Source organism: Nocardia nova (assembly GCF_002933465.1).
Taxonomy (GTDB): Bacteria; Actinomycetota; Actinomycetes; order Mycobacteriales; family Mycobacteriaceae; genus Nocardia; species Nocardia nova_B.
In genome coordinates this window covers 122,395-147,169 of the sequence record NZ_PSZE01000013.1, presented here as the reverse complement: position 1 = coordinate 147,169, position 24,775 = coordinate 122,395, and the positions used below count along the sequence as shown (strand labels likewise).

Genomic DNA, 24,775 nt, shown 5'->3' with positions numbered 1-24,775 from the left:
CTCCGTGCGTGCCCTCGAGCTACCCGATGCGCTCATATGGGGTCACCGTGGTTCGAGCAGTTCGACCGGAATGTCGACGAAGCGTGCGCGGACGTACTCGCTGACCGCTTTTCCGATGCTGTCGAGCCGGAGGTTGCTCGAGCCGCCGCGTCCCAGGAGTCCGGGGAGGACGAAATGGACGGCGCGCAGGTGCGGAAACTCGTGCCGGAGTACCCCCGCGTTGGCGGCCTCGGGCAGCAATTCGGTCAGTCGTTCGGTGGTCAGCAGCGAGCGCAACCACGGCCAGGCGCGCGGGTCGTCGGTCCAGATTCCGACGTTGCTGTTGCCGCCCTTGTCGCCGCTGCGCGCGAAGGCGATGCGCCCCAAGGGGGCTCGCTCGGTCGGTCCCGGTTGATGGCTGCCGGGTTCTTCGTGGACAGGCTGGCCGGTGAACTGTTCGGTCTTGGCCGGAGGTGCGATGGTCTGCTGGTCACCGTCGGCGAACACGACGCGGTGCGGTACTGCCTCTTGGGGGAGCACGCCCGGCCAGTACTCGATGATCGGCTTCGGCCCGCTGGTGTCCCCACCCATGTATCCGGGAAAACTGCTGAGGCCCAGCGCGCCGAACGATCGCTGGAGGTGGAACAGCGGCTCACGGGTAGGCGCGGTGGCGGCGATCCGAACGCACACGGTCGCGGCGTCCTGGTTCTGTGGATCGGTTTCGGGCCGGCCCAAGCGCGACACCGCGAGGTCGTCGATTTCGGTGTCTGCGGCCAAGTCCTCGAGCTGGGCTACCAACAGCTCGAATTTGGCGTCGATATCCAGCCCGGTGAGGTAGGTGTTGATCGCGATCCGGTATCCGCCCGGCGTGAAGATCGACACCTTGGTGGTCGGCGGCGGGGGAGAACCCACCGCGGAGTGCACCCGCACGCGGTCCGGTCCGAGTTGTTCGAGTTCGACGGTGTCGAGATGCACGGTGACGTCGGGGTTCAGGTAGCGGGGACCCTGGATCTCGTAGACGAGTTGCGCGGTGACCGTGTCGACGGTGACCGCTCCTTCGTCGGTGCTGTGCTTGGTGATGACACTGCTTCCGTCAGCGGCGATTTCGGCGATCGGGAAGCCCGGGGTGACGAACCGCGGCAGTGCCGTGAAGCCGGCGAAATTTCCGCCGACGGCCTGTGCACCGCACTCGATGATGTGACCGGCCACGACCGCGCCCGCGAGCTCGTCCCACGCGTCGGGCGCCCAGTCGTGCCACCAGGCCGCCGGTCCGAGGACCAGGGAGGCATCGGTGACGCGGCCGCAGATGACGATATCCGCGCCGCCCGCGAGTGCGGCGGTGATGCCCCAGCCGCCGAGATAGGCGTTGGCGGCCAGAGGATTTTCGCCGTGTGCGGTGAATGGCTCGCCGGTGTCCAGGTGGCCGAACAGGTGCCCGGCGTCGCGGAGTTCATCGAGCCGGTCGAGTAGATCGTCGCCGTCGACGTGAGCGACGGTGAGATGCGTTCCGGCAGTGTCGATATCGGCGCGCACCGCCTCGGCCAGTCCGGCGGGATTGAACGCACCGGCGTTGACGACTACCTTGATGCCGCGTTCCTCGATGGTGCGCAGGTGGGGGCGGAGCTGGTCGAGAAAGTATTTGGCGAAGAAGTCGCCGAGGGCTTTCGGGTCGGAGGTGAATCCGGCAGAGACGCCGGCCATCGTGATCTCGGCCAGATAGTCGCCGACCAGGACATCGACCGGGTCCCCGGCCAGTGCTTCGCTCAGGGCGGTGAAGCGGTCGCCCAGGTAGCCGGAGAAGTTCGCTATCCGTATGGAATTTTCGTTCATGTCAACGGCTTTCAGTTCGTGAGGTTTCGTGGTAGCCATTCGGGGCGGCTCGAGCCGCGGGGCACGAGGACCGTTCGGTAGTGGCCGGGCGTCTGCGACATCACCACTTGGTCGGTGACGCCTTGGTAGCGCCCCAGCGGGGTGTCCGCGGTGAAGGTCTCCGGCGGCAGATAGGCGTGGAGTTCGCCCGGACCCGCGATGCTGCGGGCGTAGTCCTTGTCGAAGATGCCGAGTCCGAGGACCCAGACTGCGACTCGGGTCAGGGACAGGTGGACGCGGTAGCTTCCGCCGTGCTCGGCGCGACGCATCAACGCCTCGACGATGCCGGCGGCAAGCAGCCAGGACACGATGTAGTCGTTGACCACTCCGATCGGCGGCAGCGCGGGTTTGCCGTCGGTTCCTTCGAGTTCCATCATTCCGCTGACGGCGCCGGCGACCTGATCGAACCCGATGCGTTGCGCCCATGGGCCGCGCTCGCCGTGCAATGACACCGTCGCGTGCAGATGCCGGGCCGCAGGTGCGCGGCTTCTGCTGCGGAAAGTCCGATCTTGTCGAGGTAGCCGGGGCGACGGTTCGCAAAGAAGACGTCGGCGTCAGCGAGCAGCGACCGGATACGCGCCGCCCCGTCCCCGGAGTAAGGGTCGACGGTCGACGAACGCATACCGACGTTGGCCGTGTAATAGGTGGCGTCGTGTTCGATTTCGTTGGGGCGCCACAGATTCAGCACGTCCGCACCGTGCAGTGCCAGTGCGCGCCCTGCTCCGGCACCGGCGATGACGTGCCCCAACCCCAGTGCCCGAATTCCCTGGAGCGGATCGGAAACCCCCGCGGCCAATGGCTCGGGGTCGCTGTCGCCGATCTTGGTGATCGGATCAGCGGCATCGTCGCCAGTACCTCACGATAATGCGCTTCTTCGAGAAACTCCGAGGCGCTGCGGACCATGGGGATGACCACGCCGGCCTCCTCGGCGGCGTCCTCGAGTTCGCTTGCCTTCCAGCGTGAGATGGCCGCGGCTACCGCCGACCGGTCGTCGGGGGTTCCGAGCAGTCGCTGCGCCGCGACGTTCAATTTGGGGTAGAGATTGACCGGCATCATCCATCGGTCGTCGGCGGTGCGGTGGAAGGTGAGGCTCAGACCGTTATCGGCGATCGCGCTCATACCGGGGGCATACCCGCCGAGCAGTTCCCATTTCTTCTCATACATCGGGCACAGGCGCCGAGCGCAGATCGACGGTGATGTCCTGTTCGTTTCCGCCCCGCAGCCGCCACAACTTGGCTACTGCCACCGATTTGGCCGCCAGTGCGATCGCGGCCGCCCCGCCCAGCCGCAGTGTGCTCGGGACGATCGGGTCGGCGCCGTGGAAGGTCAGCGACCCACCGGCGTCGGTGGCCGACATCCCGAGCGGGCCGAGCACGTTCGCGAGCTCGGTGACCGGATCGAACGCGTCGTCGGACGCCGGGGCGGCGATGGCGGCCGTGAGCCGGGCGGTCAGCGGATCGGTCACGTGGACTCCTGAGACGAGAGGGAGCAAGGAAAAGCATCACTACAGATGTATCATGACAGATGTAAGTTGTCACCTACCGATTTGGGATACTGGGCGCATGGATCTGTCGGAGTTGCGTCGGCTGGGGCGGGCGCTGTCGAATGCCGCACTGACTTCGATGCATTTGGCCGTGGACAACTCGCTGACCGGTACGGAGGTGGCCGTCCTCGACTGCCTGCGGGTGCAGGACGGCCTGACCGTCGGCGAAATCGCCCGTCGCTCCGGATTCGCGCAGAGCCGGGTGTCCACGGTCGTCGCGGAACTGTCGGGGCGAGGGCTCGTGGAAATCGGAACAGATCCGGGCGATCGCAGACGCAGTCTGGTGACGGGCACGCCCGCGCTGGTGAAATTGCTCGCCGATTCCCCCGAGTTGGACGCCACGCCCACATTGCTCACGCTGTTCGCGGACCTGCCCGACGCCGAGGCGAAAGAACTGATCGCCGCGCTGGAAAGTGCCGCTCGCGCAATCGAACCGAAGGCCGCGGCCTACCGCGATCGCACCGGGGGAACCGGTCGCTGAAGTGACCTCGCGTCCGGGGAGTTATGAGCCGAAGATGAGCACGGGTTTGACGACCCGCCCCTGGCGCATCGCCTCGACGGCCGCTTCGATATCGGCGAAGGGGAATTCCGTGACGAGCCGTTCGACGGGCAACAGGCCCTGTCGGTGAAGTTCGACCAATCGGGGAATGAATTCGGCGGGATCGGAGTCCCCTTCGATTACTCCGTGCACGCTGACGCCCTTGAGCAGCAGTGGCGGGAGGTCGAGGGCCACCTGGGCGCCCAACCCGACCAGGGCGAGGCTGCCCCGCGGCCGGAGGGCAGCGACCGCCTGGTTGATCATTTCCGCGCGGCCCGTGGTGTCGACGCTGTAATCGCTTCCGCCGCCGGTGAGTTCGCGAATGCCGGCCACGATGTCGTCGGTCGAGATCGGGTCCAGGGCTGCCGCGGCACCTACTTCCACCGCCAATTCCCGACGCGAGGCCACTGGATCGACGGCGATCACCGGCGAACAGCCCACGGCGACGGCGGCCATCACCGCACTGAGGCCCACCCCGCCCGCGCCGATCACGACCAACGATGAACCTGCCTCGGCGCGCAGCACGTTGAGCACGGCTCCGGCGCCTGTCTGCACGCCGCAGCCGAGCGGAGCGGCGACGGCGGGCGGCAGATCTGCCGGGACCTTGACGGTGTTCCGCTCGCGCGCGATGGCGTAGGTGGCGAAACTGGACTGCCCGAAGAACCCGCTGAACACGGGTTCGCCCGCGCGCGAAAGCGGTGTGGTGCGGTCGCGGCGGCCGCCGGAGGAGTTCAGCACCTGAAAATCGGTGCAGTAGGCGGGGTGCCCGGTGGAGCACGGCGCGCAGACGCCGCAGCTGTCGAAGGTCAGACATACGGCATCACCCACCACGAGCCCGGTCACCTCCGCACCGATGGCCTCCACGATCCCGGTTCCCTCGTGCCCGAACACCATGGGGGAGAGCTGTTGCGGCCATCGCGCCCGCGAACTCAGGTCGGTGTGACACAGTCCTGCGGCGGTGATCCGGACCAGTATCTCGTCGGCGCACGGCGCCTCGAGGTCGACGTCGTCAATGGTGAAGGCGGTATCGGGCGACTCGATCACAGCGGCTTGGATACGCATGGCTCAGGCCCGCTCGAGCAGGAAGTAGTACATCGGGCCATCTTCGGTGAAACCGAAGGTCTCGCCGGGCAGATCCTTGCCGTTCATGCAGCCCATCAGCGTGTTCTCGTCGACCCGCTTGAAGTGGTCGAAGATCGGACGCCCGTCGTAGACCATCGTCGCGGTCACCTCACCGCGGAACTCGACCATCCAGAGGCTGGCCTCGCCATTGCCGAGCTCGGTCGCGGAGTAGAGCTCACCGTTCTTGTCACGCATGACGAGCGGCTTGGCATCTTTGATCGCGGCGAAGGTCTTGCCGTACCACCCGGCGGGCCCCAGCTTTCCGCACATCGGGTGGCCGTTGTCGAACTCGTCACCCTTCCACTGCCCGAGGATCTGCTCCGGGCGCACCGTGTCGAGCGCCGACCAGATCTCGTCGAGCTCTTGCGAGGATGCCGCGCCCCCGCCTGCTCGCAGCTCCGAGAAGCGGGTGCGTGCCTCGGTGATGTTCATCGTGTACTCCTTTGCGTGGTCCTGCTGACATTATAGATCTATTTTGTCAGTTTGAACGGAGGAGTACCCGCGCAGCACGAGCGTCGCGAGTTGGTGCGCGTGTTCGACCCGTGTTCGCATGGGCCGAGACTCGAGTCCGAGACCTTTGACTCCGTAGAACAGCACCGCTGCCACGTCTCCCACCGGCATCACGGGCGAATCCCCTGACACCGGATCCAAGACGTCACGCAGCGCCGCGAGCATCCGCCCCTCGAACGCCGCCCACAGATCCGCCGTACGGGAGTAGACCTCGGCGAGCAGTTCATGGAAGTGCCCGCCGGTCACGGAACTGCCTCCATAGAGGTCGAGGAGCGCGTCGAGAATGTCACGCACCCGCTGCTCCACGGCAGCATCGGAGCCGGCAGCGTGTTCGGCTTGAATTGCCGTGCGCCCCAGGGCCCATTCGACGCCGCTGCGAAAGATCTCCTCCTTGTTGCGGAAGTACTGGTACAGGGCGGGACGCGACATGTCGGCCGCCTGGGCCAGCAGGTCCATCGAGGTGCGCCGATAGCCGTAGCGCGCGAAGCAGCCGACGACCGCACACAGGACACGGTCGCGTCGCATTTCATCGAGTTCGGGCACCTGACAATTCTAGTCAAGAGTGTCAGTATGCGGCCCGAGGAAGTCTGTCGCCTCCTTTCGCCCGGTCGCAGCCCGCCGCCCCCTCTGTGTCGATGCTAAAGTTGGAACCCCATTTCCAAACTGCGGTTCTGAAATCAGGAGTGGGCTCGTGACTGACGGTAGTTCCGACGTTGCCGAATCGGTGGTATCCGGTGGTCGTCACCTGCGTCGGGTCGTCAATCCCGCCAGGCAGGCGCGCTACGACGAAGAAGTCAGGACACTGATCCGATCGACGCAGGAGGTCATGCTCGGTAAAGGGCGGACCGAGGTGCCCACGGTCGCTGAGATCGTGCGTGCGGCGGGGGTGACGAATCAGGCCTTCTACCGCCACTTCCGCAGTCGCGACGACGCCATCGTGGCGACCTACGAGCAGGGACTGCTGACTCTGCACAGTTACCTCGAACACCAGGTGTCGAAGTGTTCGGGCGCGCATGATCGAATTCGGGCCTGGATCGATGGTGTGCTGGCGCAGATCGAGGATGCCCACTTGTCGGAACTCAGTGCGGTGATTCTGTGGAACGTCGGGCAGGTCGCCCGGCGGGAGAGTGAGATCGAACCCGTCGGCTTCGTGCGGATCCTGGGTCTTCTCGAGACGATTTTGGCTGACGCGGGGGTGGCCGATCATCAGCGTGCCGCGCTGTTCGTGCAGACGTTGGTTCTGGGGATGACCTCGCGCTATCACGACAGCGGCACTGTGCCGACGCCGGCCGATCGTGAGCAGTTGCTGCGCTTCTGTCTGGGCGGGATCGGAATCGACTGAGCCGCAGAGGTTTCCGCCGGGTTCGGACCGTCGTGGCCGCGGGGTTCAGCGGCGCTCGGTGTCTTCGTGCAGGGCACGGACCAGGGTGGGGACCTCCGCGAGCGCACGTATCGCGTCGTTGAGATGGGTGCAGCCCTCGGTCCCGGCGAGCTTCTCCAGTACGACGGTACGCAGCGCGGAAAGCGGTGTGCCGAGCATCTTTTCGACATTGCGAGAGGCGAGGGGACACTCGTCATAGGGCAGCACGCGGGGATCGGCGTCGATGGTGAGCACCTCTCCGGTGGTCGGATCCGCGGTGGCGGTCAGGCGATACTCGTGCACCGCGACGCGGCCGCCGGTCGGCACGGTCGAACTGTCCTGGAACATCGAATCGATGGTGATCACGTCCCCGACGTGCACATCGATGCGGCGTGCCCGGCGCATCGCCATCGCCGTGATCTCTTCCAGCGCATGCCAACTCATCGGATCCCCGGGACGGGGAAGCGGTTGCACGGGCTGGACCTGGTGATTCCATCTGGAGGAGCCGTCGGGCATCAGGGCGCCGGAACCGGGCTGGAATCCCGTGCAGACCCCGGTCATATTGCGGACCGGCACGGCGCTGATCTGCTGCATGAGCACGTCGCGGTCGATCCATCGGGAATAGGCGAACCCGGCGATGAGCGAGGCGCCCGCGATATCGTCCAGCAGCAGATACAGCGGAGTTCCGGCCGCGGCCTCGTCGGCGAGCGCCTCGGCGAGCACGGCGCGGGAATTGCCGCCGCCGCGCGCGCCGATCAGCTGTGCCAGGTTCGCGCGCGCCGGGGTTGCCTCGATGTCCTCGATGGTGCGGGTCGCGGAGTTGACGCCCACGCGCATGGTGTCCTCGCGCAGTACCACCGGGTCGCCGCCGTCGCTGGGGGTCGACAGATCTCGTGCGCGCCCGAGCAGGCGGAGCTGGGTCCCGGGTCCGGCGGGCCAGTGCATATCGATGCTCGACGTGCGTCGCACCGAACCGGGCCGGCGTGGGGGAGTGGCCTCGGCCGGGCCCCTGGCGACGAGGCCGAACGGTATCTCGACCACCAAAACGGGCCTCCTTCGAATCGTTCGTGCGCCGGCTCGCTGCACGAGGCCGGCGAGGCAAATTCGCGCCTGGAGCACGAGGTGTACTTAGTAAGTTATCACTGTCAGTGTGTGGCCATACCCAGGTGCCGGAACGCTAGCCCCGGAAAGTTTGCGCCCCGCGTGCGCTTACGCCGTCCTGGTGGTGAGCCCGGACTGCTGCACGCGGCGGGCGAAATCGGCCGATGTGAGTAGGCGTGATTGGCGCCGGGCGCATTCGTGCAGGTAAGCGTCGTCTGGTAACCCGGTCCTGGCGAGCGCTACATACCCTGCCAGGGCCTGCGAACCCACGCGCGAGAGTGCTGCCGCGTACTCGACCGCGGCGGCGACGGGATCCGCGACGACATCCGCGATGCCGTACGCGGCGGCGTCGTCGACGGTGAGCTCCCCGCCACTGCCCAGCAGCTTCCACAGCAAGCCGGGTGTGAGCCGCTCGAGCAGTGCGGCTCCGCCGGTTCCGGGTATCAGTCCCATCCGGGCCCATCCCTGGCCCAAGCGCGCCGATGGCGCCACGAATCGCCGATCACACCACAGGGCGAGATCGAGTCCCAGCCCGATGGCGGCGCCGTTCACCGCGGCGACTGTGGGTATGCGGCATTCGCGCAGCGCTCGGGCAAGTGCCTGGAAGCGGTTGTAGACGATTGCTTCGACGTCTGCGGGGGCCGCGCCGTCGATCGCCGACAGAATGGCGGGCAGGTCGCCGCCCGCGCAAAACGCCTGGTCGCCGGTGAGTACCAGAGCCGCGGCGCCGGAGCCGGCCGCCTCGGCGATCGCCTCCGCGACATCTTCGGCTTCCTGCGGCCCGAGGGCATTTCGGCGCTCCGGCCAGCGCAGGGTGACTATAGCGGCGTGTTCGGATCTGTCGATCGTTACGCTCATTGATTCTCCTCGCCAGAGCGTGAGTGCTATAGGAGGCGACGGGCCCCGCATAGATAGATAACCTAGATTAACAAGTCGCGTAGCATGGTGGCGGGAATCCGGCCGCAAACTCGATGAGGAGTGCACAATGACCAGCGCCGAAATGCCGAAGGGGCCGATGCTGCTCACCGAACAGCGCGGCGGGGTCCGCATCCTTACGCTGCATCGCCCGGCCGCGCGAAACGCGTTGACCAGTCCTCTGATCGAGGCATTGCGACGCGAACTCGCCGCGGCGGACAGCGACGACCGGGTGGACGTGGTCATCCTGACCGGCGCCGATCCGGCGTTCTGTGCGGGGCTGGATCTGCGTGAGCTGGGGGCAACGGGCGACAATGCCGCCCGGATCGCTACCTCGGAGATTCCCGTCGGCCATCCGTGGCGCCCGCTGTCGAAGCCGGTGATCGGGGCGATCAACGGCGCGGCCATCACCGGCGGCTTGGAGTTGGCGCTGGCCTGCGACTTCCTCATCGCCTCCGAGCGCGCCCGGTTCGCCGACACGCACGCCCGCGTCGGAGTGCTGCCCGGCTGGGGTCTGACCTCCCGGCTGCCCGCCGCGGTCGGGCGCGGCTTCGCTCGCCGGATGAGCCTGTCGGGCGACTTCGTCGATGCCGCCACCGCACTGCGCGTGGGCCTGGTGACCGAGGTGGTCGCGCACGACCAGCTGCTGGCGACGGCAATGGAAGTGGCGGTCTCGGTGGTCGGCAACGACCAGAACGGCGTCCGGACCCTGCTCGAGTCGTACCGGCGCGCTGAAGCCCATCTCCTCGATCCCGCGCTGGCCGTCGAGGATGCGACATCGCGGGCCTGGATGGTGAAGTTCGATCCGTCCGCGGTGGCCGAACGCCGCGATGCCGTGATCGACCGCGGGCGTGCGCAGAACCGGAACGCGCAGCGCGGCTGAGAATCTCGGGTATCTGCTGCCCGTGGGCTATTTTCGCAGTCGCAGCAGTCCTTCTTGCATCGTGCTGGCCACCAGGACGCCGTCGCGGTCGTAGAGGTGGCCGCGGGCGAGTCCGCGGCCACCTCCGGTCCAGATTCCTTCCTGCTCGTAGAGGTGCCATTCGTCGGCGCGGAAGTCCTGGTGGAACCAGACGGAATGGTCGAGGCTGGCGAGTTGCATGCCGGGCTCGTCGATGGTGACGGCATGCGGCGGGAGGGCCGACGACAGCAGGAATAGATCCGAGGTGTAGGCGAAGCCCGCCGCCTGGATCAGCGGGTCGTCGGCGAGTCGCGCGCCGGTGCGGACCCAGGCGCGCTGGCGTGGCGGCCGGGATTCGCCCCGCGCGTTGGCGATTCGCGGATACTCCTCCGGGAATCGGAAGTCGACCGCGACGTTCGCTCGCAACTGTGGCAACCAGGTGGCCTCGGCCGGGTCGATCGAGTCCTCGAACGCCGGCAGCTCCTCGGGCGCCGGTGCGGTGGTCTCCAGAGCCTGGTGTGAGAACCCCTGTTCGGGTCGCTGGAAAGAGGCGGTCAGCACAAAAATCGTCGTCCCGCCCTGGGTGGCTCGCACCGATCGAGTCGTGAAACTTCCACCGTCGCGGACTCTTTCGACGTGGTAGAACACCGGTGCCTGCGGATTGCCGGGGTGGATGAAATGGCCGTGCAGTGAATGGGCGCGGCGCTGCGCCGGCACCGTCCGGCCCACGGCGATGAGAGCCTGTGCGACGGCCTGGCCGCCGTAGATGCGCAGTGCGGCGTCATTGTAGGAGCGGCCGAGGTAGAGGTCGGTGTCGACTTCCTCGAGTTCGAGGATGCGCCCGAGTGGTGGACGCCGGCCGTCGGTGGGGTCGACTACACCGGTCTCCAAAGTGGTGGACATCTGTTAAGTATATAACTAGGTAATACTTGTTGTGAATCGGCTGCGCCCGCGACAGAGGCCGGCATTCGCGACCGAGGCCCCCGCATCGAATGACGTGGGGGCCCTGGTTTATCGCAGCAGGGATCAGCGGGCGATCTGTTCCCGGGGCAGTCCCAGCAGCCGCTCGGCGATCACGTTGCGATTGATCTCGGAGGTACCACCCGCGATGGTGTGCGCCCGCCCGAACAAGTAGTCGCGACTCACCTCGGGAAGCTGCCCGACCACCGCGGCCTCACCCGCGAGCCGCATGCCCGCCTCGGCGGTGTGCTGTAAATGCTCGGCCGACAGCATCTTGGTCACGCTGCCCTCCGGACCCGGTGCCGCGCCCGTGACGGCACGGGCGACATGCCGCAGATTCAGCACCTGCAAGGCCTGCTCCATGGCGAGCAGGCCCGCCACCTCGCGCTTGGCGGCGAGCTCGTCGCCGGCGATGTGGACCAGGTCGATCAGATCGAAGGGGGTCCGGCCGTGCGACATGCCGCCGATGGAGACGCGCTCGTTGCCGAGGGTCGCCCGTGCGACGGTCCATCCGTTGTTCACCTCGCCGACGACGTCGGAGTCGGGCACGAAGACATCGTCGAAGAACACCTCGTTGAACACCGCGTCCCCGGTGATCTCCCGCAGCGGGCGGACCTGCACACCGGGCGCCCCGAGGTCGATCACCACGGCCGTGATTCCCTTGTGCTTGGGTGCGTTCCGGTCGGTCCGGATGGTGGCCAGACCGCGATTGCAGTTCTGCGCGTTCGAGGTCCACACCTTCTGCCCGGTGACCCGCCAGCCGCCGTCGACCCGCACGCCCCGGGTGCTCACCGCGGCGGCGTCCGAACCCGCACCGGGTTCGGAGAACAACTGGCACCACACCAATTCGCCGAGCAAGCTAGCCCGGATCCACCGCTCGATCTGCTCGGGCGTGCCGTGCTGACTCAGGGTCAGCGTCACCCAGGCGCCGATGCCCAGATTCGGCATGTCCACCTCCGCGAACTCCTCGTCGATGACGAGCTGTTCGATCGGGCCGGCCTCACGGCCGAAAGGCTTGCGCCAGTGCGGCATCAGATAACCGGAGTCGACCAGCATCCGGCGTCGCTCGGACTCCGGCGCGGCGTTCAGTTCGGTGACGAACGCGGCTGCCGCGCTGCGGAACACGTCGGCCTCCGGCGGCAGATCGACGGCGTACTCGCGGCGCACTCCGGCGACGGCGAGCGCGTAGACCTCGTCCAATGCGGCGTCCACCGCGCCGTAGAGCGCCCGGATGCTTTGCGCGCGACGCAGATACAGATGGCAGTCGTGCTCCCAGGTAAAACCGATGCCGCCGTGAATCTGAAGGCTCTTCTCCGCATTCCGAACGTATTCGTCGTAGGCGATCGCCCCCGCGACCTCTGCGGTGAGCGTCCCCTGTTCGCCGTGCGCGCCGGCCCGCGCCGCGTCCCAGGCCGTAGCGGTTGCGAGTTCGGAACCAGCCAGCATATTCGCCAGATGGTGTTTGACCGCTTGGAAGGAGCCGATGGTACGGCCGAACTGCTCGCGTACCTTCGCATAACCGAGTGCGTGTTCGAGGGTCGACCGGGCACCGCCCGCGGCCTCCGCGGCGCCGAGAATGCGAGCGATCCGGGCGGCCGCCGCGGCCGCGCCGTGCAGAACCGCCTCCGGGGTGACCTCGCGCAGTGTCACGGCGTGGATCTGCAGGGTGGGATCGAGGGCGTCGACTGCCTTCGAGCCGACTCCGTCGGCGTCCGTCCGCACCAGAGCGATGCTGTCTCCGACGCGCAACGCGAGCAGCGTCGCCGCGCCCGCGCCGACGACATATCCGGCGTCCCCGCTCAGCGTCCCCGAGTCGTCGGCGACCAGCGACCCGCGCAGCCCGAGGCCGGCTGACCGCGAGCCGTCTGCGAAACCGGGCAACAGCGCCTTCTTGGCGGCCTCCGCGCCGGATGCGGCGAGCACACTGGAGGTGACGACCGTCGCGATGAACGGGACCGGTGCCACCACCGCGCCGAGTTCCTCCGCAACGACCGCCAATTCGGGCAAGCCGTAATCATCGCCGCCGAATTCGCTCGGCAGATGCAGCCCGAGCCAGCCCAGGCCGGACAGCTGTTTCCACAGCCCCGCCGCATCGGTCTGCGGGTCGTCGAGGAAGGCGCGCGCGAGATCGTGCGCCTTCTGGTCGGTGAGGAAGGACCGGACCGCCTCGGCTATGGCCAGGTGGTCGTCGGTCAGTGCCAACGGCATGGATATCTCCTAGCTGGTTGCGGGTGAGGATCAGCGCGGCGCGAACCGCTGGCCGGCGTCCAGTCGCAAGCATTGACCGTTCAGCATCTGATTCTCGACGATGGCGAGCGCGAGTTTCGCGTATTCCTCCGGCCGGCCCATTCGCTTGGGGAAAGCGGCATCCTCGACCAGCGGAGCGACCTGCTCGTCGGTGAAGGCCGCGGTCGCGCCGGTGGCGAACAGGCTCGGTGCGATAGCGAGCACCCGGATGCCCTGCGGACCGAGATCGCGGGCCATGACCAGCGCCATCCCCGCGATGCCCGCCTTCGAAGCGGTGTAGGCGACCTGACCGATTTGGCCCTCGAACGCCGCGATGGAGGAGGTGTTGACGATGACACCGCGCTCGGAATCCTCGGGGGCGTTCGCACTCATATGCGCCGCCTGCAAACGGTTCAGGTTGAACGTGGCGACGAGGTTCAGGTCGACGACCTGTCGAAATGTTTCGAGATCGTGCGGACCGCCGCGGCCGAGGGTCTTCTTCACGGTGCCACCACCCGCGGTGTTGACCGCGATGTGCAAGCCACCCAGTTCGGCTACCGCCGCCGCGAGCGATTGTTCGGCGCCCTCGAAATCGGTGATGTCGATGGCATGGAAAATGCCGCCGATCTCTTCGGCGATCTTCTTGCCGTCACTGGCCTCGCGGTCGAGGATCGCGACCTTCGCGCCCGCTGCGGCCAGAGCTTGCGCGGTGGCCTTGCCCATACCGGACGCGCCGCCGACGACGACCGCGTTCTTTCCCTTGGTCTCCATATGTGGTTCCTGTCGCTGGATCCGCCGGGCCTGAGCCGGCACCTCGGCGGAGAGTTTTGTGAGGGTTGGGACGATGCCTTGCTTCGCTCACTTATAGTACTATCTTAACTATGTGACAGGGGCCACGGATCGAAACCACTCACCCGTAACGCGCCGGTCCAGCAAGAGACACAGATGGAGGCACCGTGATTCTGAAGGTAGGCCAGTCGCTGGCTAGCACCACCGACTCGACCGCGCTCATCGTCGTGCGCGCGCCCGCTGGCGATGTCGCGCTCACCTGTGGTGGCGCGGACATGGTGGTGGGCAGGGCGGGCGTCGGCGATGGCAGCGGCATCGACTCCGCACATCGTGCCGGCACGCTGCTCGGCAAACGCTACGTCGACGAGGAGGCCGGGCTCGAGGTGCTGTGTACCAAGGCCGGTGACGGTTCGCTGGCGGTGGCGGGCCGCCCACTCGAGGTCAAGCAGGCCAAGCCGCTGCCGTCCTCGGACTGATCCCGGGCTCGATCACGATCTTTGGAGTTTCGAATGAATTTGACGATGCTGCTGGACATGGCGATCGACGGTTTCTCCGACCGTGTGGTGATCGGTCGCCGCGAGGGCGGCATCACCGCCGCGCGGCTCGGTGAGATGTCTGCCGCGGGCGCGGCCGCCATCCGCGAATCCGGTGCGGATTCGGTGGTCTACCTCGCGGTCAACGGACCGGCGTTCCCGGTGGCCATGTTCGCCGCGGCACGGGCGGGGGTTCCGCTGGTCCCGGTGAACTACCGGCTCGGGGCCGAGCAGCTCGAGTCGCTGCTGGCGAATCATCCGCACGCGATCGGGATCGCTGACGAGGCCCAAGTGCCGATCCTGCAGCAAGCCGGGTTGACCGTCCTTACTCCCGCGCAGTGGCTGGACCGCACGTCCGCGCCGGTCGCTGCTGTGCCGGACGTCGAGGAGAGCGAGGCCCCGGCCGTCGTCATCTACACCAGCGGCACCACCTCGGCCCCCAAAGGGGTGCTGCTGCGGCATGAGAATCTGACCTCCTACGTTTTCGGGTCGGTCGAATTCGCCTCCGCCGAGCCGACCGATGCCGCGCTGATCAGTGTCCCGCCGTATCACATTGCGGCCGTGGCGAATGCGATCACCAGCCTGTACTCGGGTCGGCGCACCCTGGTGCTGGAACGGTTCACCCCCGCCCAGTGGTTGCAGCTCGCGCGCGAGGAGGAGATCTCCAACGCCCTGGTCGTTCCCACCATGCTCGCTCGGATCGTCGAGTCCGACGAAGACAAGACATTGCCCTCGTTGCGCAGCCTTGCCTACGGCGGGGCTCCGATGCCCACCTCCGTCATCGAAAAGGCGCTGCGAATGTGGCCGGAGGTCGGTTTCGTCAACGCCTACGGTCTCACCGAGACCAGTTCCACCGTCGCGGTGCTCGGCCCCGAGGACCACCGGGCCGCGCTCGCGAGCGAGGAGCCGGCCGTGCGGGCGCGTCTGGGGTCGGTCGGACGGGTGGTTCCGGGCATCGAGCTCGAGATCCGGGACGTGAACGACGCGGTGGTGGGGCCAGGCGTCGCCGGCAGCATCTGTGTGCGCGGTGAGCAGGTGTCCGCCGAGTATGCGGGTATCGGCCGCGCGGTCGACGACCGCGGCTTCTTCAACACTCGCGACCAGGGGTTCGTCGACGAGGACGGCTACCTCTACATCGGCGGCCGGATGGACGACACGATTATTCGCGGCGCCGAGAATATTGCGCCGGCGGAGATCGAGGACGTCATCCTGCGCCATCCGGCGGTACTCGACACCGCCGTCGTCGGTGTGCCGGACGAGGAATGGGGCCAGCGGATCGAGGCGGCGGTCGTGGTACGTCCGGGCATGATCCTGGATCCCGAAGAGCTGCGTGCCCACGTGCGAAACGTTTTGCGCGGCAGCAAAACACCGGAGCGGATCGTCTACTGGGACGAGCTGCCACGCACGGAGACCGGAAAACTGGTCCGCCGCCACGTGCTCGATCGGATCGTCGCCGACGACGTCGCGGTCTGATCAGCACCTCGCCTCGACGACTGTGCCCTTCCGAATTCGGAAGGGCACAGTCGTATTGGGGCAATCGCGGTGGCCTCAGGTGAACAGGTTCGCACGGTGGTCTCGCCGGAACAGTCCCTTACTCGTGCCGCGCATATGCTCGGTCCAACAATGCTGGGCGCCGTCGCGATCGCCTGCGGCGCTCAGGGTTACGAGTCGCCCGAGCGAGCACAGGTTGCGGTGAAAGTTCTTGCCGGGCGCGGCCGTTCGCATCCTTTCGTGAACGGGGCGCAGCGCAGTGTCGGGCGGGAGGTCAATGCGGCGGTCAACCTAGCTAACTTAGATAGCTATCTCGGCCGAAGTTTGTCGCCAACCTCTTTTACTTAGTTTACTTTCTATGTAAGGTGAGAGTGCGCCCCTCGGGTACGAGGCTCGGCCGCCGAATCGCAGCGCGGGCCCACATCAGCTCACGACCATGGAGGTAGTATCGATGACGACCGCGGAAGAGAAGCAGAAGGAAGCGCCGCAGGTGTACACCTTCCGCGATGAGGACATTCAGCGCGCACACGACCTGGTCGGCATCTACCACGCGGTGACCCAGCGTGAGCAGTTCACCCGCGCTACGCCCGATGTCATGCGCAACTTCGCGCGCAGCTACGGCGACGACAATCCGCTGTTCGTCGACGAGGAGTACGGCCTGGACACCCGATGGGGCGGGCAGATCGCGCCGCCGATGATCAACATCGCCCTGACCCGGGATCTGCGGGCGGATCCGATTCCGAAAGAGCAGCGCCGCCCCTCTTTCCGTGGTATTCACGTCTTCGTCTCGGGAACAACCACCGACTGGTACCGCCCGGTGTACGACGGCGACACCCTGTACTCGTTCCAGGGGTTCAGCGACGTGGAACTCAAGGAGTCCGAGTTCGCCGGCCGGTCCCTGATCGTTACCCGCTCGCATGTGCAGATGAACCAGCGCGCCGAGGTCGTGCAGGTACAGAAGGTCATCACCATCCACATCGAGCGACACGAGTCGAAGAAGCGCAACAAGTATCAGGGCATCGAACCGGCGTCCTACACTCCCGAGGACATCGCGAAGATCGACGAGATCTATGCCGCCGAGCAGCGCCGGGGCGCGAATACCCGCTTCTACGAGGATGTTTCGATGGGTGAGAGCCTCGGCACCATGGCCAAGGGGCCACTGACCACCACGGATATGGTCGTCTTCCATTCCGGTGGTTACGGATTCGCGCCCTACACCCCCTCGACCGGCCGCCTGACCTATCTGAACCGGAAGCGCATCGCGCCGTTCTACATCCCGAACGAGCAGGGCATTCCCGATGTCGCGCAGCGCATTCACTGGGACAGCGACTACGCCCGCTCGATCAGCCTGCCCGCTGCCTACGACTACGGCATGATGCGCGACTGCTGGCTCTCGCACTACCTCACCGACTGGATGGGCGACGACGCGTGGCTGGTGAGCATGTCGAGCCAGATGCGAAAGTTCAACTACCAGGGCGACACTCACACCATCACCGGTGAAGTCGTCGGCAAGCGTGTCGACGGCGGTCGCTACCTGGTCGACGTCGAATTCCGCGGCACCAGCCAGCGCGGCGAGGTCACCTGCCCGGCGACCGCGACCATCGCGCTGCCCAGCCGCGAGGGCGGCCTGGTCACTCTGCCGTCCGCGCCCAAGGAACTCGAGGCCGTCGCCGCGCAGATGCTCGCGCGCCACGGCGAGCTGCGCGCCGCGGCCCGCGGCTCCGCCGACTGACAACTCTGCCAACCGAATCCAGCTCGTCACCGCGCTGGAGCACGAACGAACTCGCCGGGGCGTGTCACGTCCACCCCGGCGGGTTTTTCCATGTGCCGATGATCAGAAGCTGATCACCACGAACCGAATACGGCTCTACCGCAACGGATCCGGGACCGCTTTGCCTGCCCGGGCGAGTCAGTCGAGGATATCGCGTACCTGAACGTTCTCGCGGCCCTCGAGCAGGGAGAGCCGGGCGTTGACCATGTGTTTCTGCCAGTGGGCGAAGGCGCCGTCGGCGTCGCGGGCGCGCAGCAGTTTGATCAGCCGTCGGCAGGATCGGATCTCGAGCTTGTAGGAGGATTCGTAGCGTTCCTTGTCCGCGCGGGTCTCGAGCAGCACCGCGCCAGTGTGGCGCTCGGTGATCTCGTGCAGCATGCCGGCGATGATGGCCAGCGTCGCGTTGCCCGATAGCTGCACGATCCGCAGGTGGAACGCGGAGGTGCCGGCGGCCAGGTTGTCGGAGGCAAAGGCCGCCGGAATTTCTTCATCGACGATGCGCTCGAGTTCGTCGAAGTCGTCTTCGGTGCCGTCGGTCGCGAGAATGCGGGCGGCGTCGGGTTCGATGGCCTCACGGGCCACGAAGACGTCCGCGACTGTCGCGCCGGACAGTTCGAGCAGCAGCGAGGCCGGTCGCGCGACGATCTCGGGCCCCGGGACACAAACGCGGGCGCCGCTGCGGGATCCGCGGCGAACCTCGACCAGGCGCTCGGACTCCAGGACGCGGACCGCCTCGCGCAGCGTCGGGCGGCTGACGGAATAGTGTTCCATCAGCTCGGCCTCGTGCGGGAGGTGGTCGCCGTCCTTCAGCTCGCCGTCGATGATCATGCGGCGGAGGTTGCGCGCGACGAGCTGGGCGGTCTTGGGCGTCCGGATCGGGCGCGCCGCCGTGCCGCGCGAGTCGAAGATCGGTGCTAAGGCCCTGTCAGCCACGTAATTCCTCCCGGTAGATCGTCTTCGTTGACCAAGTCAACCATCTGGTACGAACTTCGTGTCGCTGACCGGCATTCCGGCGGCCGTGGCCGTTGCAGGACCGAAGGGTTTTCCTTGATCGCCAGAATATATCGTACTAGGTTTAATAGGTTTCGCAGCTCGGCGCACCGGACTGTGTGATGCGCGCGGTGTTCCGGCCGCCGGACGGGCAGCCGGAACACCGCGAGCGCTCAGCTATCGGGTTCGACGGGCCCGGGTTCGCCGAAGCCCGTGCTCGCTGGGCCTGGAGCTGATTGAACTTCTGTGTCCCGGCCGCGATGCCGACCGGAATGGCCACCGCGGCGCCACCGAGGCTGGCGCCCAGGCCGCCGACGGCCACCGCGCCCACCACGCAGCTCGCGGCAATCGCCGGAATTGTCATCGTCCCCGCGCTGGCCAGCGACATCAGTGTTCCGCCGGTGGCGATTCCGAACGGACAGCCGAGCGCGATGCCGATCACGGAGCCGCCCAAGGCGCCGACGGCCATCCCCAAACCCATATGCGGTGCCGCCGCGGCCACGGATTGGTTGATATCCGACATGAGATCCCCCGGCGCGGCTTGCGCCGGTTGAGCCGCCGTATTCGCTTGGCCCGCAACGTCCGACGACGCGGGGTGACGGTCGGTATCGGCACTGTCGGCTGTCGCTACGGGCACGTCGATCGCAGTGCCCAGCACCGTGTTGCCCGCGGCGTCGCGAACGCCGAGTGCGCCGGGTTGCACCGCGACGGAGCCGAGGGGCGTGCGCACAGCGGCGACGCCGGTGGTGAGGTTGTCGTCGAACGCGACACCGGGCGCCAGTACGGTATGCATCCGGTCAGGCGGCGGTGTGGCGGCCGCCGTGCTGTCGGCGTGGGCGACGCCGGTAGCCGCGACCACGGCCGCGGCGAGGAGCGCGGTGACGGTGGCGCTCTGGGTAGTGAGTTTCATTGTCTGCCTTCTGGTCTGTCAGGTTCGGGCGGGATTACTGCGCGGGGCACTCGGGTGTAACCTGCTGCGCGACAAGTCCTTTGGCGTGCAGTGTGCCGTACTGCTCGCCGACGGCGTTGGCCAAACTTGGTGCGCCGGAGATGATTCCGCCGACGGTGCCGCCCAGGAAGCCCAGCGCCGCTGCGCCGATGACACAGCCGCCGACGATTCCGACCGGGGTCAGCACCGGCAACGGAATCGTCAGTGAGCCTCCGGTCACGGCTCCCAGTGGGCAACCGACCGCTATCCCGGCCGCCGTGCCGATGGCTTGGCCGACGATCGAGTTGCCGGCCCACGCGCCGGCGATGGCGTCGAACGCTTGCAGATATTCCGCGCCCGGATCCGTCGGCGTGGCAGGACTGTCGCCAGGTTCGCCTGCTTCGGTGACGTGCGCCGCCGACCGGCCCTGCGCCTGTGCGGCCGAGATCGGCTGATCCGCTCGCGCGAGGGCGGGGTTGGCCGCGGTGATGGAGGCGGTGGCGGCAATGGATATGAGGGCGGCCGCCGCCCAGGTGGAATAACGCACGATTACTCGCTTTCTGTGAATGCGCGAACTTGTGCTGCGCATCAGGAGGTGGTGCTGATTGATATGGCGGGCTGTGCGAGACACCGAGAGCGAGGTCGCTGGATTCCGTTCCGTGGCCGTGCGGATGCCGGTGCGTCGAGCGGGGTCAGGCAACGACCCCGCGGGCGCGCAGATCGGCGATTTTCGCTGTGTCATAACCGATCTCGGTGAGTACCGCGTCGGTGTGCTCGCCCGTCAGGCAGCCGCCGTCGGCTTTGGTGCGTGACCGCGAAAACGTGGTGGCGGGGCTCAGCCGGCGGTGGACGTCGAAGGTCGGGTGCACGGCCATCACGCCGTAGCCGGCCTCGAAGAATTCGTCGCTCTGCAGCGTCTTCTCGGCGACCTGCTCGGCGACAGCCACGCAGCCCACATCCACGGCGCCGAATTCTTTCTCCCACCACGCCTTCGCGCGGGTTGCGAAGACCCGGGCCAGTGCCTCGGCCAGTGCGTCGTCGTTGTCGATGCGGGCTCGGGTGGTGGCGAAGCGAGGGTCGTCGGCCAGTCGCAGGTGCGGTTCGAGCGCGGTGGTGAGGTTCGCCCATTCGTGTTCGAGCGGGGCGGCCAGGAAGATCCAGCCGTCCTCGGCCCGGTAGAGGCGGTAGAGGGCGCTGTAGCCGTACATGTCGGGGTCGGGGCGCAACGTTTCGGTTGCACCCGGGTAGGTGACATTGCGGTCCACCAGCGCGTGCGTTCCGGTGGCGATCATCGTGGTGGTCAAGGTGCCCAGTGGCCGGCCGCGACGGCGGGCGAGCAGGCCGAGCAGCATCGCCGACGCCGCGCCGAGCGCCGCGACCCCGTCCGCCTGCACCGAGAGGTTGGCGGCCGCGGCGTAGAGCCGGATCACCGCGGCCTTGACCTCGTCGAGGTTGTCGACATGCGCGGCGATATCGGGCACGTCGGTCAGGCCGAGGCCGGTCGCCGCGCCGATCGACGGGGCGTAGGCGGGCTTGCCGCCGTACGGTCCGTCGGTTCCGTAGCCTGGTGCGCACAGATATATCAGGTCGGGGTTGAGCGCGGTCAGGGTCGCGGCGTCGACTCCGGCCCGCTCGGCGGCGCCCGCGCGGTAGGTCTGCAACACCACATCGGACTGCTGGGCGAGCCGGTGCACGATGGCCAGTCCCTCCGGTGAATGCGTATCGAGGGCGATGGATTCCTTGCCCTGCATCACTTTTGCGCCGCCCGCCTCCGGGAAGGGGACCAGACCGCGAATGGTGTCGCCCGCCAGCGGTTCCACTTTGAGCACTCGAGCGCCGAGGTCGGCCAGCAGTGTGGCCGCGAAGGGGCCCGCGAACATGGAGCCGAGCTCGAGGATGGTGATGCCCGCCAGCGGAAGTTCGGCACGAGCCTCGCCGGAATTCGTTGGCACGAGGGACGATTCGACCGCCCGCCGCCGCAGTTCGTCGGCATCGGCGCCCAGCCGGGGCGCGAGCCGGGGCGGGGCCAGGGCGGCGCCGTTCACATGGACGAGTGTGGAGGGCTGGGTCACCTCGCCGAGGTCGGGATCGGTGATCGTCACGACCCGTCCGTCGTGCACCAGCTGCGGGTGGTGCAGGGCGTCGGCCGGAGTGCGGAAGACCTCCGCGCTGAGGTCGGGGTTGGTGTCGAAGACCCGCTGCCACTCGGCGAGGGTGCGGGCCGATGCGCGCGCCAGCATGATCTCCCACAGTTCGATTCGCAGCGCGACGTCGTCGAGCTGGGGCAGACCGGCCCACTTGGGGTCGGTGAACATCCAGGTGAGGTCGAGTTCCTTCATCAGTGCCAGGAACAGGCGAGGTTCGGTCTGCGCGAACTGAATGAAGTGGCCGTCTTTGGTGGGTGTGACCAGCAACGGATAGATCAAATGCCCGTTGGGATTGCCCTGGTCGTCGAATGCGGACACCGGGACGAACGCGTCGGGCCACCGGTTCACCACGAGTTCGGAGAACCACTGCCAGGTGTCCATCGTGGCAATGCCGCGGACCAGGTCGGCCTCGACATGCTGTCCGGTTCCGCTGTCCTCGCGTTCGAGCAATGCGGCCAGGATGCCGTGTACCGCGGTGTGTGCGGCGCCCCAGGAGGCGAACGGGCTCGGCACGAACGACGGTCCGGGCCGGGTTGTGGTCTGACGTTTGCCGTACATGATGCCGAGCTTCGCCATCACCAGGGCCTCGTAACCCTTGAGATCCTTGAACGGACCGGTCGAACCCCATCCGGTGATGGCTGCGCTGACCAGCCGGGGATTGAGGGTAGCCACGGAGGTGGGGTCGAGACCCAGCCTGGTGGCGGCCCCGGGGCGCATAGTGGTGACGAGTACGTCCGCCGTGCGCAGCAGCGCGCGCAGTGTCGCGGCATCCGCGTCGTCGTGCAGATCGAGGGTGATGCTCTTCTTGCCGCGCCCGAGCGCGGGCCAGCCGGGTAGCGCCCGCAGCCGGCTGCCCGAGGGAGGTTCGACGAAGATCACTTCGGCTCCGGCATCGGCCAGGAACATGGTGGCCTGCGCGCCAGGCAGGGTGGTCGAGAGATCGATCACCGTGAGGCGGTCGAGGGGACCGGGGGTGTCGTGGCGGGGCGAGTCGACAGTCACTGGCGATCCTCCGGATCAGGGGTGAGTGTGCGATCGGTTGCGCGAAAGGGTGGTATGAGGCCGGGCACTGCGCCGATCGCATGTGAGCCGCGTCTCACGGTAGCGCCAGCTCACATAGTGCACAAGGTTCAATTTCTCGACCGCTGGACTTCGCGTTCACGTCCCTTTCCCTGCAGTTGGCCAACCTGATAGATTACTATGTGATATAGGTGACGCTGTGTCCTCGTCGTCGGATGATGCCGAGGTCTCACTTGCGGTTCCGGGCCTCGGGTTCGGGTGGCCGACGGCAACCAGAATGGAGTGTTGATGTGTCCAACGGTTTGAGAGATGTCGCGATAGTCGGGGTGGGGGCTACCCCGTATTACAAGCGCGGCGGATCGGCGCCACAGACCAATCTGGAGTTGGCGGGCAAGGCGATCCTGGCGGCCTGCGAGGACGCGGGAATCTCGGTCAAGGAAATCGACGGTTTCGCCTACTATTCGGGCGCGGGCGCCGGCTACGGCGACAAGATGGACACCGCCGATTTCATGGAAACCCTGGGCATCCCGGAAGTCACCTTCACCGCCTCACTGACCTCCGGCGGCGGCGGCGCGGCCGGCTCCATCGGGCTGGCCCGGGCGGCCATCGTGGCCGGTGACGCCACCACCGTGGTCACGGTGATGACGCTGCAGCAGCAGAAGCAGCGCCTGGGCTCGGTGTTCGCGGCCGCAGCCGCGGATCCGATCAACTCCTTCCTGCAGCCCTCCGGGCTGTCCGGTCCGGGGCACCTGATGTCGGTGCTGGCCCGCCGCCATATGCATTTGTACGGGACCCGGCGCGACGCGTTCGCGGAGATCGCGATCTCGACCCGGGAGAATGCGCTCAACCGCCCCAAGGCGATTCAGAAGACGCCGCTCACCAAGGAGGAGTACTTCAACGGCCGCATGATCGCGGATCCGTTGTGCCTCTACGACTTCTGCCTCGAGACCGAGGGTGCGGTCGCGGTCATCACCACCAGTGCCGAGCGAGCGAAGGATCTGCGGCAGAAGCCGGTGCCGGTCGTCGCGGTCGCGCACGGCGGGCGCCGTGAATGGGGGCGCGCCTTCGCCTGGTACGGGATGCCGGACGAGTACTTCGCATCCTCGGGCAATGCGCCGATCGCCAAGAGGCTGTGGGAACAGTCCGGCTTGACGGCCAAGGACATCGACGTCGCACTGCTCTACGACCACTTCACGCCGATGGTGCTCATGCAGCTCGAGGATTATGGATTCTGCGGTAAGGGTGAGGGTGGTGAGTTCGTCGAGAGCGGCGCCATCCGGTACAAGGGCGGCTCGATCCCGGTCAACACCCACGGCGGCCAGTTGTCGGAGGCCTACATCATCGGGATGACCCACATCAAGGAGGCGGTCGAGCAGATGCGAGGCACTGCGATCAACCAGGTGAAAGATGCCGAATTCGCGCTCGCCACAGGCGGTCCCGCGTCCGTGCCGGTCTCCGGCCTGATCCTCGGGAGTGCGGCATGAGTGACGTCAGAGCGACCACGTTGCCCGCCGATGCGGTCCATATCACCACCAACAGCGACACCGAGCCATTCTGGCAGTACGCCAAGGAGGGCAAACTGGTTGCCCTGCAATGTGGTTCGTGCGGGCACTTCCGAATGCCGCCCACGCCGTTCTGTCCGGAGTGTCAGTCCACCGAGAAGAACTGGAAGGAACTCTCGGGCCGTGGCAGCGTTTACAGTTACGCGGTCATCCACGGCTTCCCGGGAATTCCCGACATCACCCTGGTCGGTGCGGTGGTCTCGCTCGAGGGCGCCGGTGATGCCCGGCTGGTGACCAATGTCGTCGACGTGGATCCGAGCGAGGTGCAGATCGGTATGGCGCTGGAGGTGACCTTCTCGCCGATCGCGGACGGCTGGCTGTTACCAGTGTTCCGCCCGGCGCAGGGGTGAGCATGTCGGTGTTCTGATTCGCTCGATTGTGTTGTGCGGCAACGCGGGTCCGGTGTTTCGGGCCCGCGTTGTGGCGTTTCCGGGGGTTGACAGCTCGAACTGAAAGCAGAATCATATTCTGAGAATGCGAGTTCGATTTTATTGACCATCGGACGGGTCGCTTTGTCCCG

General features: G+C 66.9%; 23 protein-coding genes and 1 pseudogene. 8 read left to right on the top strand and 16 right to left on the bottom strand.

The window, feature by feature from the left end:
* Positions 1-42: 42 nt before the first annotated feature.
* From C5E41_RS17745 to C5E41_RS35145, 4 genes and pseudogenes are all read right to left on the bottom strand, one after another.
* The gene (locus C5E41_RS17745; protein ID WP_104376915.1) at positions 43-1,809 is read right to left on the bottom strand and encodes an acyclic terpene utilization AtuA family protein; all 1,767 of its coding nucleotides are present in this window, start codon (positions 1,807-1,809) and stop codon (positions 43-45) included.
* Positions 1,810-1,820: 11 nt separating this feature from the next.
* Positions 1,821-2,596, bottom strand: a pseudogene (locus C5E41_RS35155) (CoA transferase).
* Positions 2,530-3,012: a hypothetical protein gene (locus C5E41_RS35150; RefSeq protein ID WP_258081044.1), complete on the bottom strand. Its 483-nt coding sequence runs from the start codon at positions 3,010-3,012 to the stop codon at positions 2,530-2,532. The pseudogene C5E41_RS35155 and the gene C5E41_RS35150 overlap by 67 nt, the downstream one beginning before the upstream one ends.
* Positions 3,005-3,313, bottom strand: a complete 309-nt coding sequence (locus C5E41_RS35145; RefSeq protein WP_258081043.1) for a hypothetical protein — start codon at positions 3,311-3,313, stop codon at positions 3,005-3,007. Before C5E41_RS35145 ends, C5E41_RS35150 begins: the two co-directional genes overlap by 8 nt.
* A 97-nt stretch (positions 3,314-3,410) precedes the next feature.
* Here C5E41_RS35145 and C5E41_RS17735 point away from each other — a divergent pair, with 97 nt between their 5' ends.
* Positions 3,411-3,872: a MarR family winged helix-turn-helix transcriptional regulator gene (locus tag C5E41_RS17735; protein ID WP_181063286.1), complete on the top strand. Its 462-nt coding sequence runs from the start codon at positions 3,411-3,413 to the stop codon at positions 3,870-3,872.
* A 21-nt stretch (positions 3,873-3,893) separates the two neighbouring features.
* Here C5E41_RS17735 and C5E41_RS17730 read toward each other — a convergent pair whose 3' ends face one another.
* From C5E41_RS17730 to C5E41_RS17720, 3 genes are read right to left on the bottom strand one after another with little or no spacing between them, the layout of a single operon-like run.
* Positions 3,894-4,991: an NAD(P)-dependent alcohol dehydrogenase gene (locus C5E41_RS17730; protein WP_104376914.1), complete on the bottom strand. Its 1,098-nt coding sequence runs from the start codon at positions 4,989-4,991 to the stop codon at positions 3,894-3,896.
* A 3-nt stretch (positions 4,992-4,994) separates the two neighbouring features.
* Positions 4,995-5,483, bottom strand: coding sequence for a DUF4334 domain-containing protein (locus C5E41_RS17725; protein WP_104376913.1), 489 nt, complete (start codon positions 5,481-5,483; stop codon positions 4,995-4,997).
* A gap of 30 nt (positions 5,484-5,513) precedes the next feature.
* Positions 5,514-6,104 (bottom strand): TetR/AcrR family transcriptional regulator, encoded by a 591-nt coding sequence (locus C5E41_RS17720; protein ID WP_219823186.1) that lies wholly within the window; start codon positions 6,102-6,104, stop codon positions 5,514-5,516.
* A gap of 148 nt (positions 6,105-6,252) precedes the next feature.
* Here C5E41_RS17720 and C5E41_RS17715 point away from each other — a divergent pair, with 148 nt between their 5' ends.
* Positions 6,253-6,903 (top strand): TetR/AcrR family transcriptional regulator, encoded by a 651-nt coding sequence (locus C5E41_RS17715; protein WP_146097589.1) that lies wholly within the window; start codon positions 6,253-6,255, stop codon positions 6,901-6,903.
* Positions 6,904-6,948: 45 nt separating this feature from the next.
* Here the strand turns inward: C5E41_RS17715 and C5E41_RS17710 are convergent, their stop codons facing one another.
* Both C5E41_RS17710 and C5E41_RS17705 read right to left on the bottom strand, forming a co-directional pair.
* Positions 6,949-7,962: a DUF2889 domain-containing protein gene (locus C5E41_RS17710; RefSeq protein WP_219823185.1), complete on the bottom strand. Its 1,014-nt coding sequence runs from the start codon at positions 7,960-7,962 to the stop codon at positions 6,949-6,951.
* A gap of 168 nt (positions 7,963-8,130) precedes the next feature.
* Positions 8,131-8,880, bottom strand: a complete 750-nt coding sequence (locus C5E41_RS17705; RefSeq protein ID WP_181063285.1) for an enoyl-CoA hydratase/isomerase family protein — start codon at positions 8,878-8,880, stop codon at positions 8,131-8,133.
* 127 nt (positions 8,881-9,007) lie between these two features.
* Between C5E41_RS17705 and C5E41_RS17700 the strand changes: the two genes are divergently transcribed.
* Positions 9,008-9,820, top strand: a complete 813-nt coding sequence (locus C5E41_RS17700) for an enoyl-CoA hydratase (RefSeq protein ID WP_104376910.1) — start codon at positions 9,008-9,010, stop codon at positions 9,818-9,820.
* Positions 9,821-9,847: 27 nt separating this feature from the next.
* Here C5E41_RS17700 and C5E41_RS17695 read toward each other — a convergent pair whose 3' ends face one another.
* The 3 genes from C5E41_RS17695 to C5E41_RS17685 form a co-directional block, all read right to left on the bottom strand.
* Positions 9,848-10,741, bottom strand: coding sequence for an acyl-CoA thioesterase (locus C5E41_RS17695; protein WP_104376909.1), 894 nt, complete (start codon positions 10,739-10,741; stop codon positions 9,848-9,850).
* Positions 10,742-10,864: 123 nt separating this feature from the next.
* Positions 10,865-13,006, bottom strand: coding sequence for an acyl-CoA dehydrogenase (locus C5E41_RS17690; RefSeq protein WP_104376908.1), 2,142 nt, complete (start codon positions 13,004-13,006; stop codon positions 10,865-10,867).
* Positions 13,007-13,036: 30 nt separating this feature from the next.
* The gene (locus C5E41_RS17685; RefSeq protein WP_104376907.1) at positions 13,037-13,795 is read right to left on the bottom strand and encodes an SDR family NAD(P)-dependent oxidoreductase; all 759 of its coding nucleotides are present in this window, start codon (positions 13,793-13,795) and stop codon (positions 13,037-13,039) included.
* 185 nt (positions 13,796-13,980) lie between these two features.
* On the opposite strand from C5E41_RS17685, the gene C5E41_RS17680 reads away from it, so the two are divergent.
* The 3 genes from C5E41_RS17680 (at position 13,981) to C5E41_RS17670 (ending at position 17,569) form a co-directional block, all read left to right on the top strand.
* Positions 13,981-14,289 (top strand): hypothetical protein, encoded by a 309-nt coding sequence (locus C5E41_RS17680; protein WP_104376906.1) that lies wholly within the window; start codon positions 13,981-13,983, stop codon positions 14,287-14,289.
* A gap of 33 nt (positions 14,290-14,322) precedes the next feature.
* Positions 14,323-15,819, top strand: a complete 1,497-nt coding sequence (locus C5E41_RS17675) for a class I adenylate-forming enzyme family protein (RefSeq protein WP_104376905.1) — start codon at positions 14,323-14,325, stop codon at positions 15,817-15,819.
* A gap of 469 nt (positions 15,820-16,288) precedes the next feature.
* The gene (locus C5E41_RS17670; protein WP_104376948.1) at positions 16,289-17,569 is read left to right on the top strand and encodes an FAS1-like dehydratase domain-containing protein; all 1,281 of its coding nucleotides are present in this window, start codon (positions 16,289-16,291) and stop codon (positions 17,567-17,569) included.
* Between the two features lie 177 nt (positions 17,570-17,746).
* On the opposite strand, the gene C5E41_RS17665 is transcribed toward C5E41_RS17670, so the two are convergent.
* From C5E41_RS17665 to C5E41_RS17650, 4 genes are all read right to left on the bottom strand, one after another.
* Complete coding sequence (locus C5E41_RS17665; protein WP_104376904.1) at positions 17,747-18,541, bottom strand: FadR/GntR family transcriptional regulator; 795 nt, start codon at positions 18,539-18,541, stop codon at positions 17,747-17,749.
* 142 nt (positions 18,542-18,683) lie between these two features.
* Entirely contained in the window at positions 18,684-19,508 is an 825-nt protein-coding gene (locus C5E41_RS17660; protein WP_104376903.1) for a hypothetical protein, read from the bottom strand.
* Between the two features lie 34 nt (positions 19,509-19,542).
* Positions 19,543-20,073 (bottom strand): hypothetical protein, encoded by a 531-nt coding sequence (locus C5E41_RS17655; RefSeq protein ID WP_104376902.1) that lies wholly within the window; start codon positions 20,071-20,073, stop codon positions 19,543-19,545.
* Positions 20,074-20,218: 145 nt separating this feature from the next.
* Complete coding sequence (locus tag C5E41_RS17650) at positions 20,219-22,675, bottom strand: CaiB/BaiF CoA transferase family protein (RefSeq protein WP_258081042.1); 2,457 nt, start codon at positions 22,673-22,675, stop codon at positions 20,219-20,221.
* Between the two features lie 308 nt (positions 22,676-22,983).
* Between C5E41_RS17650 and C5E41_RS17645 the strand changes: the two genes are divergently transcribed.
* Both C5E41_RS17645 and C5E41_RS17640 read left to right on the top strand, forming a co-directional pair.
* Positions 22,984-24,177: a thiolase C-terminal domain-containing protein gene (locus C5E41_RS17645; protein WP_104376901.1), complete on the top strand. Its 1,194-nt coding sequence runs from the start codon at positions 22,984-22,986 to the stop codon at positions 24,175-24,177.
* Entirely contained in the window at positions 24,174-24,605 is a 432-nt protein-coding gene (locus C5E41_RS17640; protein WP_104376900.1) for a Zn-ribbon domain-containing OB-fold protein, read from the top strand. Before C5E41_RS17645 ends, C5E41_RS17640 begins: the two co-directional genes overlap by 4 nt.
* The last annotated feature ends 170 nt before the right edge of the window (positions 24,606-24,775 follow it).